Raw genomic sequence first — 16,742 nt, forward strand, 5'->3', positions numbered from 1 at the left:
GACACACCGGTCTGTGCAGGAAACTTTAGTTAGTCTAGATTCCATCTATAAAACTCACTAAAGCACACACAACACTTTTACTAAAGCAAAAGCATTGCCAGTTTTGTTTTTTCTTTATTTTCAATAACTTAATTATTTAGGGAAATTAAAAAATAAAACTACTGATTAAAATAAGTGCATAGTTTTTGGTCTTCGCACCAAAAGACAGCATACACACAGTACATTGTCTTTTGCCTGTGCTATATACCTATAAGTTCACAGCCTTCACTGAATCCGTCAATGAAGAGGAGTCGATATACCCAATAACACTAGGATTTTTTGTGACTAGATCAATCACTTCTGCATCACTCGATACCTCTTTGGGCGGTATGCCTTTTCCGGTAAATACGAGTTTTGACCAATAGGCAGAGACCTGACTAGAGCTTCGGCCGACTACTGTCTCATCAAACGACTGACGAATAGCACTGTCAGCAGATTGATTAACCGGTATTGTCGGCGAGCCATCACCGAATTTCTTCGTTTTACCCAAAAATATACGTTGTACCAATTTGCTATCCAAAGCATTCGCATTGTCTTTGTTCACAATCACGATAAGCTCTGCATTTACACTAGAAGCAGCTAGTATTAACGCTAAAGAACTGAATAATTTTTTAAACATATTAATATCCCCCCGCAGCTTAAAAAACGTAACTTGCGGCAACTCTAAAGATTTCACCGTCTAGTTCATCATTTAATCGATCGTTATACTGTATTACTTCACCTTTTAGGGCAATTTGCGAATCCACATCGTATCTCAAGCCGACGCTTAAGATTGAGAAGTCATCAAATTGTGCAATTTGAAAGGCAGAAACAGTTGCCGCGACAGTCGGCTGCAAAGGCGCTGGTAACGCTGCCACGCGGTCTAGAAATTTAATTTCGCCCGCACCATCTCTTCTCTCATAAGTTACCGAGGGGGTATACTTACCAAATCGACCACCCGTTGTCACATAATAGTTTGTATCTTTAGGCGTATTGGAATCTGCAACTTCAGCTACGGTGTATTCAGCGGAAGCAAAGTAATCAAAATTATCAAAACCAAGAGAAAATCCGTAAAATACGCCGGTATCTTCATTAAAATCAAATAGGTCAGCTAATACTGGATCAAATTGATTGAAACTAGCCACCGCCTGACTCAGGCTTTCAAATGGCAAAGATACGGTCGAACGACCATATACGGCTCTCAGCTTGTAGCTTTCATAAGCTGCTTGTGCAGAAAATAAAACTGTATCTGTTCCTTTAAGATCAGCAACAATATCTCCGTTGCCACCAACATCAATACCTTTGTTTTCTATCACGCCATAGGCACCCTGAAACTCATAGTCGATACCTGCGCTGTAGCCAGTGTGTCTTACACGTAATCCGTCTAAATTGTTAAATAGTATTCCATATACTGTTTGTGGTGCAGTAATCCAATGATATGAGTATCCGACATCCAATGATTCGCTATATAAAAATAATGGCAAGCGCAAGCGTCCTGCTGATATCTCGGTATTATCCGATAAGCTGTATGTTAGATATGCCCATTCAAATGAAGTATCAAAATCATTGCTTCCACGGGATATGATTTGTGCAGTTGCACTCACTTTTTCGTTAACATCGCCGCTTAACTGAACCGCAAATAAGCTTTGATTAGAGAAATCAACACTATCCGAAAAGCCATAGATATCTGGGTCTGCGTCGGTGTTTGAATATCCTCCAACTAAGTTTGCAAATCCATTTATGCGAATGTCAGCTAAGCTTGACGGTGAGTAAAATGAAGCAGCGATAGCTGCACTCAATAGTATTTTTTTCATGGTGTTTTCTTATCCTATTGCTGTGGCAATTATTGTGGTTTTTACCTAAGCCGTACTTTCTTTAATGAACCAAGAAAGTGTCCAAATAGGTAAAACCTAGCAATGGTATCGACTGCACCAGACTCAACTTTAGTATGAAAGACTTACAGAAATGGCGGAAATGGGGTCAGGAGTAGAAATGACCCCATTTCTGCTGTTAGTTTATCCAAACAACACGCTCATGATACGACGCTTTGATTATGTTGCTAAAACGCTCTTCAATCACGTGACGCTTTACCTTTAATGTCGGTGTGAGCAAGTCGTTTTCGATGGACCAAGTCTCTGAGAATACAATAATACGATCCAAGCGCTGATGGCTTTCGAGCGTCGCATTTATCTTATCCAGGCTGGCTTCTAAGGACTGGCTTATTGAATCTTGCGACTCAAGCTTGGCTTCTTCCGAGAGCACTAGCAAAGCAATGGGCTGCGCTAAATTTGTTCCAGTCACACACACTTGCTCTACTATAGGATTTTCCATAATTTTTGCTTCGATAGGTGCAGGCGTCACGTATTTCCCTTTTGCTGTTTTAAAAATATCCTTTAAGCGCCCAGTAATTCGCACATACCCCTCGGCATCTATCGCCCCCTTGTCTCCCGTACGAAGAAAACCATCGTTAGTAAACACACCAGACGTTTTCTCCTGATCTTTATAGTAGCCAAGCATATTACTGGGTGACTTTGTTTGAATTTCGCCGTCCTCAGCAATGCGAATGTCGACGCCTTCAAAGACCTTGCCAATGGCGCCAATCTTGTCTGGTCTGTAAGGAAAATTTGCTGCTCCGTAGGCGGCATTTTCAGTCATCCCCCAACCTTCTGAAATATTAATTCCAAGTCGCGCAAACCACTCAATCGTAGCGGGTGCAAGCGGCGCAGATCCAGACGCCCATACTCTTGCGCTACCAATACCGAGTTCATGTCTAATTTTTTTGGCAATAAACTTTCCAAGTAGTGGAATATGCAATAAAAAATTTAGTTTTTCTTGCGGCAATTTAGCCAATACCCCCATCTGAAACTTTGTCCATAATCGAGGCACAGATATAAACATGGTGGGTTGGCAACTTTTTACATCTCGCGTAAATGTATCGAGGGACTCGACAAAATGAAGGCAGGTGCAGGCATACAGGCTCGCCAATTCAATTAACACTCGCTCGGTGATATGTGCCAAAGGCAAATAACTCATCAAGCGATCTTTATCTATCATTCCCAAGGCATTGGCAAAGGCATTCGCCCCCCAACAGATAGAGTGGTATGTATGCACAACGCCTTTTGGTTGTCCGGTACTACCAGAGGTGTAAATAATAGTCATAATGTCGTTCATATCTGGCTGTGGATTGCCATCAAGTGGAGGTAAGTTTGTAAATTCCACCCATGACATATCGGCTTTAATGCCATCATAAGGAAACGCTACTGTTTGAAGCTTATTAAAAGCGAACTCGCCTTGTTCGCCTTCTTTGTTGACTATACTTTCAATTGCCTCATAACTATCGAGTTTACCAATGAAAATGAGCGGACAATTCGCATGGGAAAGGACATATGCAATCGTATCTTTGCCTGCTGTAGCAAAAATCGGCACTGAAACATAGCCGGCCATCATAATTGCATAGTCGACAATCAACCACTCTGCAGAGTTTTTCGCTAAAATCGCAATACAAGTGCCTTTGGGATAATTGTAAGACTTTAGTTTGGCTGCGATTTTTCGTGCTAAGGTAGCAGTTTCAGCCCATGAGTAATTGACTAAACCACCCGATGTTGGTTGCTGTAAGTAGGTATGATTGGATTTTTCTTTTTCCCAGCGATACAGCATACTTAATGGGGAATTTAACTGTTGAGAACCTTCAGCCACGACCGTCGACATAAATACCTACCTATTAAATGTTGCGTCTTACTTGACCCGTAATTAGCAAACTCTCAGAATTCAACTCATACGAGAACACACTGCTATCAGCGACCCGTTCGAGATGTTCAAAGCCACAAACCACAGCGCTTTTATCCTTAAACCTAGCTCATATACGTGAGAAGGTACAAGTTTGATCTTGGCACAGTCATAAACAAGTCTCGGCGTGAGCCTCTTTTGCTCGTGTATTGTGGCAACGTTCATTTTAACGCGACTCTGCCTACTTTTACTTTGCTTCTTATTAACGCTATACGAGGCGCCAAGCTAAACAAGTCACCGTTCATCCCAACCAATTGTTGTTTGACTCCCACCGCCTTAGCAAGTTCAGCGTTTGCTAGCATGTGTTTTTGTTCACCATGGGTTGGCACAGCTATCTGAGGCTTTACCCAAGCGTACATGTCTTTTAAGTCTTCTTCATTAGGATGACCTGAGGCATGAATGGGCGCGTCCGTATCATTAGATTGAATAACACGCACACCTTTGTCTTTAAGTTGTTGGCAAACTTTGGACACATAAGGTTCATTGCCAGGGATAACAATACTGCTAAATATCACTGTGTCATTTTTTTCTAAACTGCAATGACGAAAACTATCCATTGCCATTTTATGCAAAGCCGACTTTGGTTCGCCTTGACTGCCGGTCGCAATAAGCAAAATTTCATGAGGAGGCAAATAGCCAATATGCCTTAAAGGTGTAAAATGCAATTCCTCCGGCCAGTAGCCTGTTAACCTCGCGATACTAACCATATTTTCTAGTGAACGTCCTGCAAGTGCCAGATAGCGCCCCGAGGCCTTAGCAATTTTTGCCAGAGTAAGTACTCTTGCCAAGTTACTCGCGAAACAACTCACGACAACCCTACCCTTTGCTTTGCTGATGAGTTCGCCCAAGCCTTTTTCACAGGCACGCTCAGATATGGAATAACCGGCTTGCAAAGCATTTGTCGAATCGCAAACCATTGCCAAGACGTTTTTTGTCGCAAGGGATTTGAACCTTGACGGCTTAAACTTAAGACCGACAACAGGCGAGGCGTCTATTTTCCAATCCGCAGTGTGAAAAACATTGCCAACTTGTGTGCTGATCAACAAAGCTTGTGTTTCTGGGATTGAATGTGTAATGGATAACCAACGCACTGTATAAGGCCCAATATCCAATTCAGCTCCGGTCGCAACTTCTACTAATGGTAAGTCTACGTACTGCTCGTTAGCGTAAAATTTTCGACGAATAATCTCGGCAGTAAATGCGGTGGTATAAATCGGGCATTGAAGTTTTGGCCATATATTTATCAATGCGCCAATGTGATCCTCATGCCCATGGGTAATTACTATACCTGCCAGTTTATCTGCCTGCTGATAAATAAAACTGGCATCGGGAATAACACAATCTTCTCGTTTTACGTCGTATCGCTGATCATTTTGCGGATCTAAGGGGACATTGAAGGTGATACCGCAATCAACCATCAACCAACGACCAGAGTGACCATATAGGTTCAAGTTCATCCCAATTTCGCCCGTACCACCAAGTGGCAAGAACCAAAGATCCTGCGAGCTGGGAATGAGTTTATTTTGAATACAATTCATCCCATCAATGTATCACGGTTCGTCCCAATCTTGTTGATTATTATTGTTATTTTAGTCGCTGTCGACACGAAGCACTGCTTAAGCAAAGATAACCATTAACTATTTTTAATCATATTTTTAACATAAAAATTAATCTAATCAGATTTACCGGCGGTATGTTGAGAGGCATTTCTGAACAAAAACTATCGAGGGAACAATGAATAAGTTAAAAACGACTCTACTGATTTTGGGCAGTACTTTACTCATGTCTGCTTGCAACGACGATGATGATCCTGTTTCACCCATGCCGGTGCCACCCGCGCCCCCTGCGCCACCAGCCATGACAGAAGTTCGTGTCATTCACGCGTCTCCAGATGCACCTGCAGTGAATATACTGGCAAATGGTGCGGCAGTTGAAGCTTTGGCTGGCTTAGATTATCAGGCAGCAAGCGGGTTATTAAGCTTAGATGCAGGCGAATATACTTTTGTTGTTGATGCTCTGCTCCCCGGCGATCAAACTGCTTCTGTCATCACAGTAGAAGCCATGTTGGAAGGCGAAAAAGAATATAATGTACTGGCTGTTGGCGATACCGCAAGCATCGAAGCCTTGCTAGTAGTTAATGACAACACAGATGTAACAGAAGGAAATGTCAGAGCTCAAGTCGTGCATGCAGCACCGGATGCGCCGACGGTAGACGTGTATGTGACTGCTGTCGATGCCGATATAGAAGCTGAACAACCGTTAGCCACATTGGCATTTAAAGACTTTACACCACAAGTTGAAATCGCTGCTGGCGACTACCAGATAAGAATTACGCCTGCTGGAACGAAGACAGTCGTATTTGATTCTGGAAGCGTAACACTCAGTGCAGGTGCAGACTTGCTGATTTCTGCTACAGAAAACGTCGCAACGGGCATGTCACCCGTTAAGTTATTGGTTGCGGATGGTAGCTCGTCATCCAAAATCATGGATGTAAACACACCCGCAGAAGTGAGGGCTATCCATGGTATTGCAGACGCACCGGCTGTTGATGTATTGGCTTTGCCCTTTGACGCCGCAGGTGTACTCTTGTTTGATGGTGCGCCATTTAAAGGGGTGACAGATTACTTAGCCGTTGAGGCAACCGACTACATACTAACTGTCGTGGCAGACGCGGACAATAACGTTGTAGCGATTGACGATGTTAACCTCAGCCTAGAAGCCGGTGTTCGTTATACAGCTTTAGCAAACAATACGCTTGCGAATGCAGATTTAGACACGATTATTGATGATGGCCGCCGTGTTGCTACCGCCGCTCTTGTTCGTATATTTCACGCATCTCAAGCAACGCCCGGCGTAGATATTTACGTTACCGCAGATGGCGAGATTGACAACGTTGATCCTGCATTTACCAATGTAGAATACAGCACTGACATGTTAGCTGAAACCGGTTATGTTTCGTTGGCTGCTGGAGACTATGTCGTCACCGTCACCCCAACGGGAACTAAAACAAAAGCGATAGAAACAGGTGTGTTAAGTTTGGAAGTCAATAAAATATATACAGCAATCGCCGTTGATGGGGATATGGCGGGCGACGCGCCGCAGCTCATTTTGGCTGATGATTTTATTAACTAAGGATAGTGATGACTGAAAAGGCGCTCAATCGAGCGCCTAATGAACGAATTTTAGCTATGCCCAGTGAGAGTGCGTACATAGCCTAACTTTTTACTAGAACTTAACTCTTACACCAAAGCGATAAATTGCGCCGGTGTTCCATTCGCGAAGTGTCCGTCTGTCGGTCGCGCTATCAAAGGCACTGCCTTCTCCACCTGCCTCAAGTCCTAAGGCTTCTAACATCGTGTTATTTGACACCACAGTAAAATACTGACGTATAACGGTATCAGTAATATTTACTGCATTGAAGTTAAATGATAACCAATCATTTACCTCATAACTTGCCGATAAATCTAAGGTTCCTGAGCCTTCTTGCCATAGCGCAGTGCCATCTCTGAACGAACGATTAATGAGTACGTCACTGGCGTAGTTATAGGCCAATCTAACCAAGTGACCATCTTGTTCCCAAAATACTGTTGCATTGAAACTTTTCTCTGGGCTTCGACTTAGCGGTAAAGCAGGTAAGAATGTTCCTTCAATCGTGCCTTCTTGGCGCTCTGCCTTTGTTTCTTGGAACGTAGCATTAATGGCCGTACCTAAGCCACTCAAAAAGCCCGGTAAAAATGTATAGTTTTGCTGGTATCCAAATTCGAAACCGTTGACCTTTGCGCCTTTACCATTGATCAAACGACTGACCTGCAATTCGTGACATTTGTCTACGTACTTATCAGCATAGGGGTCTGCCCACCAGTGCGGACGATTAGGCAAGCACTGTGCAAGATCGGGTGTAGCTAACAGCACATCATCTGCCGTAATGCCTTCGAGCTCAGCCGCATCGCGCCCTCTCACGTCCTGTATGTACATACCTACCGTTTCAGATTCCTCAAAGTTTTCAAAATCTTTTCTAAAGAAGGCTGCTGAGAGTAAACCGCCGGCCTCATCAAAATACCACTCAAGTGATAAATCTAAGTTTTTAGATTCTAGAGGTTGTAGATTCGGGTTTCTAATTGTGCCATTACCCGTGCCACGCCATACATTCTCTCTAAGACGGAAAGCTGATTGTAACGAATCCATTTCAGGTCTGGCCATGGTTTTAGATACGGCAAAACGGGCTACCAACTCATCATTTATGTCGTAGTTCAAGTTCAAGCTAGGCAATAACAAATCGCTTTCGCCACTGCCAGTAACCGCAAAATCATAGTCTTCTACGAAAGGCTGTTGTGGAGCCAATCTATTTTGGCTACGGTTGTCACGAAACACTAAATCGTAACAATGTCCGCGATCAGCAAGTTCCTGATCGCGCACGGCTGCATACGCTTCTGCTTCTGAGCGACTCACTCCTGACGGTGCTGTATATACAGTATTAGGATCTGAAGTATCTAAACCACGTGCATTACCCCAATCAATAGATGCCTGACACACTGGATTGTTTGGATTGAGCACGCCTTCAAGGGTGGGAATATCGTGTAACCATTGATTTTGTAAATCGATAGAAGAAAACCCTGTTGAAGCATTTTCTGTCTTGACATAACGCAAGCCAATGTCACCGCGTAAGTCACCCTCTAAGTATTCAAAATTACCTTTCAGATAAAAAGATTCTGTATCAACCTGAATGTTTCGGCTACCAGCACGATCATACTCTGGCATCAAGTTTGGCGCGTTGCCGAAGATAATGTCATAGGCTTTTCGTGCGTCAAGAGTAGGCCAGTTTTGCACTACATCATCGGCGTAACCTAAGCCAGAAAGGAAATTGTTAAAGCCCAAATCACCGCTGTGAATTTCTGTTAACGGGATACCGGAGATCCCAGAAGGATAAATGGACTCATCAATGTTAAGTTGTACTGACGGTACATTGTTCTGGTTATTGCCGTTAAATTGCGCCGTTTGATTGACTAAGTCTTTCTCACGAGAAGAATACTTATATCCAAATTCAACTTGGGTAATACCAAATGCGTCAACATCCCAATCAACATCAAAGAATACGCTGTCTGCTGTATCAGTGTAGGCCTGATTGCGCATGAATACTTGCTGAATATAGCGGCCATTGAGATCATGAGGGTTCAAACCCGTTGTCACAAAGTTGTCCCTTTGCGTAGTTGGGTCGCCATCGCCAGAGTCCAATAAACCTTGACCAACAATGGTGCGGCATTTACCGTCAGAGCAATCGTAACCAACCGGCTCAATTTCACTGGAGGAAACACCATAGAGCAAGGCTGAACTAACGTAGTCGCCGTTTATGGTATTAAAATCGAGGAAAAATTCGTCTTGTACATCGGTTTTGGAGCGCCCTGCCCTTAAGTTCAAGGTAAAGTCACCCAACCTTTGCTCTATGTCTAAACCAAGAATAGTGTTGGTACTATCCACTTCTGCATCTGTTTTGTGCACGCGACCAAAGCCATTTCTGCTGAGGAATTTGGTAAACATACCCAATTCCGTATCAAACACGTGCCAATCTCGAAGCGGATCACTAGCAGGAGGATTTGCATCCCACACTTCTTGTCCCCAAATATCGACAACGGCAGATTCTGCAGCATTATTCATCAAACCAGTAAACGAAAAGCTATTTTTGTCTTCAATCGTCGTTTGTACTGAATAACTTGCATCAAACTGAATATTGGTCGAATCCGTGGGTTGATATTGAATACCAAGCGTACCGCCCTGTCTGTTACGCTGATTAATGTATGCCTCATGGGATGCTGAGCCAAAGCCAATACCAGTGAAGTTTTGGATGACTTCGCCACCCTGCCCGTCAGATTCTACTCGGGTTAAGGGATTACCATTTTGATCGACAACTTGGTCGGAGCGAACTTGGTATCGGTCTAAGCCGCCCATTGACACCTGATCTTTTCTGATTGTTTGGGTTTCATCAAACAGCGTAGTCACAATACCGAGAGTATCGTCCAAAAACTTGTGAGAAAACGAACCACTTAATTTGTGATCATTGGTTTTTGCAAGATCGTGATACCGATGCTGAATTTCTATCGAGCGTAGGTTTTCTTTAGCATCTAGTGGTCTAAAGGTATGCAGCACAACGCCACCCCCTAAGCTACCTTCATCCTGATCGGCACTCGAAGTTTTATTGATTTCTATTCGAGACAAAATATCGGATGAAAAGGCGCTCAAATCCACCGTGTTACTTGCACCCGGACTGGTGAGCGAAATACCATTTAATGAGATATTGTTTAACGAGGGCCCCGCTCCGCGGATGGATATGCTTGTGCCTTCGCCATCTGTTCTTGACAAAGAAACACCCGTCACTCGCGACAGTGCCTCGGCAATGTTTTGGTCTGTTGACTTACCAATATCTTCTGCATAGATACTGTCTGTTACGCCTTCGGCAAAACGTTTATTGTTTATTGAGCGGACTAAACTGGCTTTAAAGCCTTGTATTTCAATAACCTCAAAGTTTGCATCCTCTTTGCTCTCTTCATTTGAGCTATCTTGCGCAAACACATTATTAATACCTAACGCAGAAATAACTGCGACTGCTAAGCTGGTTTTCTTTAATTGCATATTCATAGATTTTTCGTTTTGTGTGTAGTTGGTGTGAGTAGCTTTAATGTATACATTAAAGCAGTTTGAAAAATCCGCTCAATTATTAAAATTTCTTTAACAATTAATTTAATTTATCTCTAATTACATTTACAAAGTTATTACATATAAAACTGAGTAAGGAGAATCATTTGTCACGATTGTGTATCGATATCGATACTTTTTTATGGCTTTTATACTTATTAGCTTTCCCACTGAATACTACAATGTTAGTTTTCGGTCATATTGTTAAAGATGACGATGGAGAATCTGTATGAAATTTATTGCCGTGGCGATATCAGTGGCTATTGCGAGTGCAGGCTTATACCCCGTGCTGGCAGATGATGGCATTGCCACTCAGAAAATTTCTCTGCAAGAAACTCAAACTAGAATGACAGTAGTCAAATCGTTTGATAACCCAAGTAAAACCCACAATCGGGTAAAGTTTAACTTCGAACCCAATTTACCGGCCGGTGAATACACTTACATTGTCGAACTTGTATCCCCTGCCATTGCGCAAGATACAAAAATGGTCTACGCACTCAAACAGCGTAAGGTAAGCCGTCACGCCAATTCAAGTACCAATCAGCAAGTAAACAAATTCATCCTTGATTACGAAAAAAGCCTTAAAAACAAACAAGGCAAAATGTTGAGCGAAATGCGATCAATAAAGGGCGATTTAAAAGTATTGCACGCTTACACCTATGCCCTAAACGGCTTTGCTGTTGAGATGACACAAAAGGAAGCCTTGAAAGTATCATCTTTAGCCGGTGTAAAGCGCGTGAGTCGCTCAAAAGTGCGAAGAGTCGATACAGATCGCGGCCCTGAATTAATTGGCTCGCCCAGCATTTGGCAAGGGCAACTCCCTTCACTACCGCAAACACAAGGTGAAGGCATTGTCGTCGGTGTGATTGATTCGGGCGTGAACACAGACCACCCGTCGTTCGCAGAAGTCAGTGGTGATGGTTATGTACACACCAATCCCTTGGGTGATGGTGTATTTTTAGGCGATTGCGCAAGCAACTTCCCCGAACTCTGTAACAACAAATTGATAGGCGTGTACAGCTACCCAGTGATCACCAACAATTACACCGATACTGAGGTTTTCCCTGAAAACCTAGCGCAAAATGGTGAAGACTATGGAGGGCATGGCTCCCACGTCGCAGCTACCGCCGTAGGTAACGTACTTAACAACGTAAACGAATCCATTCCCGAAGCCAATGCTGAAGAAAGTGATGGCGTACAGACAGAGTTTGTCTTTGACCAAATCAGCGGCGTCGCACCTAGAGCAAACCTTATTTCTTATCAAGTTTGTTTTGGCGGTACAAGTGCTGATGGCGACACTTATGCTGACTGTCCGGGTGCGGCTATTGCCGCTGGGATAGATTCAGCGATTGCAGACGGTGTTGATGTGATCAATTTTTCGATAAGTGGCGGCGGTAACCCATGGAATGATCCCGACGAATTAGCTTTCTTATCTGCCATGAATGCCGGTATTTTTGTTGCTACTTCTGCCGGAAACAGTGGTCCAAACCCTCAAACCAGTGAAAAAAATGCCCCTTGGTATACTTCAGTTGCCGCAGCAGAACATGGTCGCGAAAACGCTTTTGTTAAAGAGTTGACCGACTTTTCTGGTGGCAACACACCCCCTCCGCCATTAAGTGGTCAAAGCAATACAGGGAGTATTACCGCTTCCATTGTTTACGCGGGAGACTTTTCGAATCCCAATGATCCTGGCAATGACCCTGCTCAATGCTTGCAACCTTTTCCTGCCAACACTTTTGCTGGGCAAATCGTTGTATGTGACAGGGGGCAAATAGCAGGAGTAGATAAAGCGATAAATGTAGAGGCTGGTGGTGCCGGAGGCTACGTGCTCGCAAATGTAGATGGCGGCGATACATTTTTAGCAAATGACCAATATGTGGTACCCGGTATTCATATGAATGCCGAAAATGGTAATCGTTTGAAGGCATGGTTAGCCAGTGGCAGCAATCATCGCGCAACGATCACCACCGGTATGCCTAACCAAACATTGGATCCAGAAAGAATCGATAATTTAGCTAACTTTTCTTCCCGCGGACCCAACGCTACCAACAGCACTTTGACGCCTACATTGACCGCACCCGGCGTGAATATATTTTCAGCCTATGCAGATCAGCAATTTGGGCATGATGGACAACCTCCCGCCGCTGGCGACTTTAGTTACTTATCCGGTACATCTATGTCAAGCCCACATGCAGCAGGTTCAGCAGCGCTACTCAGTGCGCTTCACCCTACTTGGACGCCAGACAATATCCGCTCAGCTTTGTCTATGACAGCCAACACTCAGCTTAAACGGAATAATGCAACAGAAACCGCTGATTATTTTGATATGGGTGCAGGTCGCATTCAAGTTGATCAAGCTGCCCAAGTTGGCTTGGTACTTGACGAAAGCTTTGCTAATTACGTTGCAGCCAACCCTGCTAGGGGCGGTGATCCAAGACAACTCAATTTACCAAGTATCACGGATTCCGAGTGTCGAGGCATTTGCGAATGGACCAGAACCTTTACCGCGACTCAAGACGGCAGTTGGGAGGTGTCTGCTGAGAGTTTTGACAACGACACGGTAATAACGGTAGAGCCTACAAACTTTAATATTGTGGCAGGTCAATCTCAAGATGTCCGAGTCACCATCAATAGTTTAGCCGCCACAAAAACTGAATATATTTTTGGCGCACTGCGTTTATCGGCATCAAATAGTCCAAATTTGAGCTTACCCATCAGCGTTTTATCAACTTTAGGCGATATTCCAACAACCTCAAAAGCTACGGCTAGCCGTGCAGTGGACGAGACGCGGATAGAAAATATAAAAGCGATTTCTATTCCTGAATTTTTTGTTACCTCGTTCAGTCTTAGCAAAGCAACTGTCGTCACAGATGAAGTCAGTGAAGATTCTGACAACGAGGATTACCTCGATAACATTCAAGATGGCGTCGTTACTTTTCCAATAACAGTGCCAGATAATGCAAAACGTTTAATCACTAAGATTGTGAGTTCAAGTGCCGTCGACCTAGATCTGTTCCTACTGTTTGATGCAGATGGTGACGGCGAGTTAGTGAGCTCTGAAGAAATTGCTCGGAGCACCTCACCAAACGAGATTGAAGAAATCGCTGTCAACTTTCCAGACGCTGGTGACTACGTCATTGCCGTACAAAGTTTTACAGCGTCTAATGCAGGCACTGATGCATTTGAGCTGCGCTATGTGATAGTGACTGACGATCAAAATGACACACTTCAGGTACAGGCTCCAGCAAGCATTGAAGAGGATGTGCCATTTAATATTGATGTGGCGTACAAGCTTGATGAGATACAAAATGGCGATGAATACTTTGGCGCTATTGGCTTGAGCAACAATGCAGCGATTGCAGATAAGCTCGGTCTCATCGAGCTTAACTTGGATGTGGGTGACTTAGACACCCGACTTATTGCTACCCCCAGCCGTTTGCAGCAGGGTGATAGTGCACCACTTACCATTCAAATAGCCGGCAACAATACTGATAAAAGCAGAAGCTACCGTGTGAGTCTAGCTATTCCAAATGGCACCAGTATCTCAGATACAAATAACGCAGAAGGCCTGACAATCAGCGATGACAATTTGATCTGGCTTGTCACTAAGGCGACAGGCGATACGCAAGTATCCACATTGGATTTATCACTGCAAGTGAATGCAAATATGCCACCGGGTCCGATTGCACTTAACTTGAGCAGTGCCTTGCTAAATCGAGATTTTGAGAGCGTGCTAACGCTCCCGAGTTTTGATCAATTGCAAGTCGAAGGCGCACCCCAAATTACGTTTACCGGTATCGCCAATAACCAATTACAAGTTACGGAAACCCAAACGCTGACCATTCCTATTGTCGTCAGTGATCCCAACAATGATGCAGTAACAGTTTCATTTATCCAAACAAGTGGAACAGATACAGAGGTGATTCAAGACGAAAACGGTACTCGCCTTATTGCGCCCAGCGTTGAAAACGACGAGACCCTTGTTTATACAGTGGTTGCCACTGACGCATTTGAACAAGAGACAAGCCAAACTCTATCAATTTTGGTAAACAACAATCAAGCACCGGTTATCGAAAGTATCACCTCTCCTGATAGTGGCAACGGTGGTGAACAAATAACCCTGAGTTTCACGGCTAGTGATCCTGAACAAGACAGTTTGAGTTTTAGCATCAATGGTATAGCTGGAAGTAGTCGTACCTTAACCCTTCCGAGAAACAGCACAAGCTTAACAGTAGAGTTTGCGGTAAGTGACGGTGTCAGCACCACGACTGAATCGCGCTCTATCAGCATTGTGCAAGCGCCTACTCCACCGCCGTCCTCAAATGGTGGTGGCGGTAGCCTCTCGTTATGGCTATTTGGCTTACTTGCTATTATATCCAGCTTGAGGGAAATAAATGTGCGCTACGCTAAGCGCTAGGCGCATCATGCTCGCAGCACTGAGTGCTGCTTACTGTTTGCCGCGTATTCAACTTTTTTTGTATATACAAGACTCGGGCGGTCATCATAATGGCCGCCGAGCTTAAGCCCACAATAAATCCAATCCAAAACCCCTTAGCCGCCATTTTAGGTACAAGCCAATCCGTTAAACCCAAGGTTAGGGCAACCGGAAATCCAATCCCCCAATATGCTATAAGGGATATCAACAACATGGCTTTGTTGTCTTTGTATCCGCGTAAAGAATTCGCACCAATCACTTGAATTGCATCAGGAAATTGAAAAATAGCCGCTAGAATCAGCAAACTAATCGCGAGTGAAATTACTTCTACTTCAGCGGTATACATCGTCACTATCCAAGAAGCATTCACTACTGTAAACGTAGTAGTAAAAAATACCGTACTGACAGCCATCGCCATGGCAGCCTTGTAGGCCATTTTTGCTTGTTCCCTATTGTCCTCGCCAAGTGAGTAGCCAATTCGTATCGCCACTGCTAAGCCAATACTCAGTGGTAACATAAATATCAATGCACTGAAATTTAAAGCGATTTGATGCGCAGCGACCGTTTGTGCACCAAATGGAGAAAGTAAAATTGCACTTATTGCAAATAGTGTCACTTCAGCAAGCAAGGTAAAGGCAATAGGCAAACCCAAGGACAAAAGCGTTTTAGCTTTGCTCAGCGAAGGTAAGCACCAGCGCTGATATAGCTCATACTGACGCAATTCTTTTTGCTTTAAGGTATACAAGAAAGTGGACAAGGCCATGCCATAAAAAACTAGCATTGTAGCCAAGCCACAACCTGCCCCCCCCATCTCGGGTATCCATTGCACGCCATCAACTTCTATACCGTTGATAAATAAATAATTTGCGGGAATATTGATGAGTAAACCAATAACCATAATAACCATTGTGGGTCGCGTACGGGAAAGACCTTCACAATAGTTTCTCAGCGTTTGGTATATCGCAAAGCCTGGTGCAGCAAACAGCACAAATTGAACATAGTCCAGCGTTTCGTTTCGCAAGTCAGACGCCATATCTATCTGATTAAAGACACTGGGCAAGACAAAAGACAACAAAGTAAACACGATGCCAACAAAGGTCACTAAGTAAAAACACTGTTGCACCCAAGCCGCCACATCTTGCGTGTTTTTAGCACCGTCTAAACGTGCGATTTGTGGGGATAAAGCAAGACAAATACCTTGCAAAAAAATCAGTAGCGGTATCGTTGCGCCATATCCAATCGCTACCGCTGCCATGTCCAATGAGCTATAGCGACCGGCCATAATCGTGTCAGAAACACCCATCAGCATTTGGGTAACTTGCGCAATTAGCAAAGGCCAAGCCACTGCCGCCAAGCGTTTCAACTCTAGGTAAAACCCTGCACTTATATTTATCACCGTAGCCTTTTTTTGTCATCGATAGCTAATTTGAACAGCCGAAAACCATCGCACATTTCCTGAAAAATTTCAGCTATTAATTTAGGGTCTGTTGACCTTTGGTGTGCAATTTTGCAGCGGTTTGTGCTTCATTTATACAATGCAGAGCGACTGTCGTGTAGTTGTTCTACATCAAGGAGCGATAAAGCAGTAGAAATGAAGCACAAGCCCTGCCCAGAAGGGTTCAATTATAGTCTATCTGCTCCTTGTTGCAGCCTTTTGACTTAAGCCATTAGGCCTGCAAGTCTGCGCCGCGATCAGATAGACTATAATTGAACAAAACTTGCACACCAAAGGTCAACAGACCCTAATAACATATAGCAAAAAAACACTTTCGTTTTTGGCATGAGCGCATAAGCTTAGAGATGAGAAAGAATTGAT

8 protein-coding genes are annotated in these 16,742 nt (G+C 43.8%); 2 read left to right on the forward strand and 6 right to left on the reverse strand.

All coding sequences use genetic code 11. The features are described 5' to 3' along the window. Positions 1 to 247: 247 nt before the first annotated feature. From ACFOHL_RS01275 to ACFOHL_RS01290, 4 genes are all read right to left on the reverse strand, one after another. A complete protein-coding gene (locus ACFOHL_RS01275; protein ID WP_376918389.1) occupies positions 248 to 658 on the reverse strand; it encodes a phosphate ABC transporter substrate-binding protein in 411 nt (136 codons plus the stop codon). A gap of 19 nt (positions 659 to 677) precedes the next feature. Then, the gene (locus tag ACFOHL_RS01280) at positions 678 to 1,832 is read right to left on the reverse strand and encodes a topoisomerase IV (RefSeq protein ID WP_376918390.1); all 1,155 of its coding nucleotides are present in this window, start codon (positions 1,830 to 1,832) and stop codon (positions 678 to 680) included. Positions 1,833 to 2,028: 196 nt separating this feature from the next. Further along, positions 2,029 to 3,726, reverse strand: a complete 1,698-nt coding sequence (locus ACFOHL_RS01285) for an AMP-binding protein (protein ID WP_376918391.1) — start codon at positions 3,724 to 3,726, stop codon at positions 2,029 to 2,031. A gap of 239 nt (positions 3,727 to 3,965) precedes the next feature. Next, on the reverse strand, positions 3,966 to 5,261 hold the full coding sequence (locus tag ACFOHL_RS01290; RefSeq protein WP_376918559.1) for a ribonuclease J: 1,296 nt from the start codon (positions 5,259 to 5,261) through the stop codon (positions 3,966 to 3,968). Positions 5,262 to 5,538: 277 nt separating this feature from the next. On the opposite strand from ACFOHL_RS01290, the gene ACFOHL_RS01295 reads away from it, so the two are divergent. After that, positions 5,539 to 6,936: a DUF4397 domain-containing protein gene (locus ACFOHL_RS01295; RefSeq protein ID WP_376918392.1), complete on the forward strand. Its 1,398-nt coding sequence runs from the start codon at positions 5,539 to 5,541 to the stop codon at positions 6,934 to 6,936. 93 nt (positions 6,937 to 7,029) lie between these two features. On the opposite strand, the gene ACFOHL_RS01300 is transcribed toward ACFOHL_RS01295, so the two are convergent. Further along, positions 7,030 to 10,434, reverse strand: a complete 3,405-nt coding sequence (locus tag ACFOHL_RS01300) for a TonB-dependent receptor (RefSeq protein WP_376918393.1) — start codon at positions 10,432 to 10,434, stop codon at positions 7,030 to 7,032. Positions 10,435 to 10,720: 286 nt separating this feature from the next. Here ACFOHL_RS01300 and ACFOHL_RS01305 point away from each other — a divergent pair, with 286 nt between their 5' ends. Then, complete coding sequence (locus ACFOHL_RS01305; protein WP_376918394.1) at positions 10,721 to 14,908, forward strand: S8 family serine peptidase; 4,188 nt, start codon at positions 10,721 to 10,723, stop codon at positions 14,906 to 14,908. Here the strand turns inward: ACFOHL_RS01305 and ACFOHL_RS01310 are convergent. After that, positions 14,898 to 16,322 carry an MATE family efflux transporter gene (locus ACFOHL_RS01310; protein ID WP_376918395.1) on the reverse strand — a complete coding sequence of 475 codons (1,425 nt, stop codon included), beginning with the start codon at positions 16,320 to 16,322 and terminating at the stop codon, positions 14,898 to 14,900. The genes ACFOHL_RS01305 and ACFOHL_RS01310 overlap by 11 nt on opposite strands. Positions 16,323 to 16,742 lie beyond the last annotated feature (420 nt).

Source organism: Agaribacter flavus, from assembly GCF_042646125.1.
GTDB lineage: Bacteria > Pseudomonadota > Gammaproteobacteria > Enterobacterales > Alteromonadaceae > Glaciecola > Glaciecola flavus.

Excerpts from the sequence above, each read along its gene's own strand:
- ACFOHL_RS01275 (WP_376918389.1), bottom strand. The coding sequence starts at position 658 with ATGTTTAAAAAATTATTCAGTTCTTTAGCGTTAATACTAGCTGCTTCT.
- ACFOHL_RS01305 (WP_376918394.1), top strand. The coding sequence starts at position 10,721 with ATGAAATTTATTGCCGTGGCGATATCAGTGGCTATTGCGAGTGCAGGC.
- ACFOHL_RS01290 (WP_376918559.1), bottom strand. The coding sequence starts at position 5,261 with ATGAACTTGAACCTATATGGTCACTCTGGTCGTTGGTTGATGGTTGAT.
- ACFOHL_RS01300 (WP_376918393.1), bottom strand. The coding sequence starts at position 10,434 with ATGAATATGCAATTAAAGAAAACCAGCTTAGCAGTCGCAGTTATTTCT.
- ACFOHL_RS01285 (WP_376918391.1), bottom strand. The coding sequence starts at position 3,726 with ATGTCGACGGTCGTGGCTGAAGGTTCTCAACAGTTAAATTCCCCATTA.
- ACFOHL_RS01295 (WP_376918392.1), top strand. The coding sequence starts at position 5,539 with ATGAATAAGTTAAAAACGACTCTACTGATTTTGGGCAGTACTTTACTC.
- ACFOHL_RS01280 (WP_376918390.1), bottom strand. The coding sequence starts at position 1,832 with ATGAAAAAAATACTATTGAGTGCAGCTATCGCTGCTTCATTTTACTCA.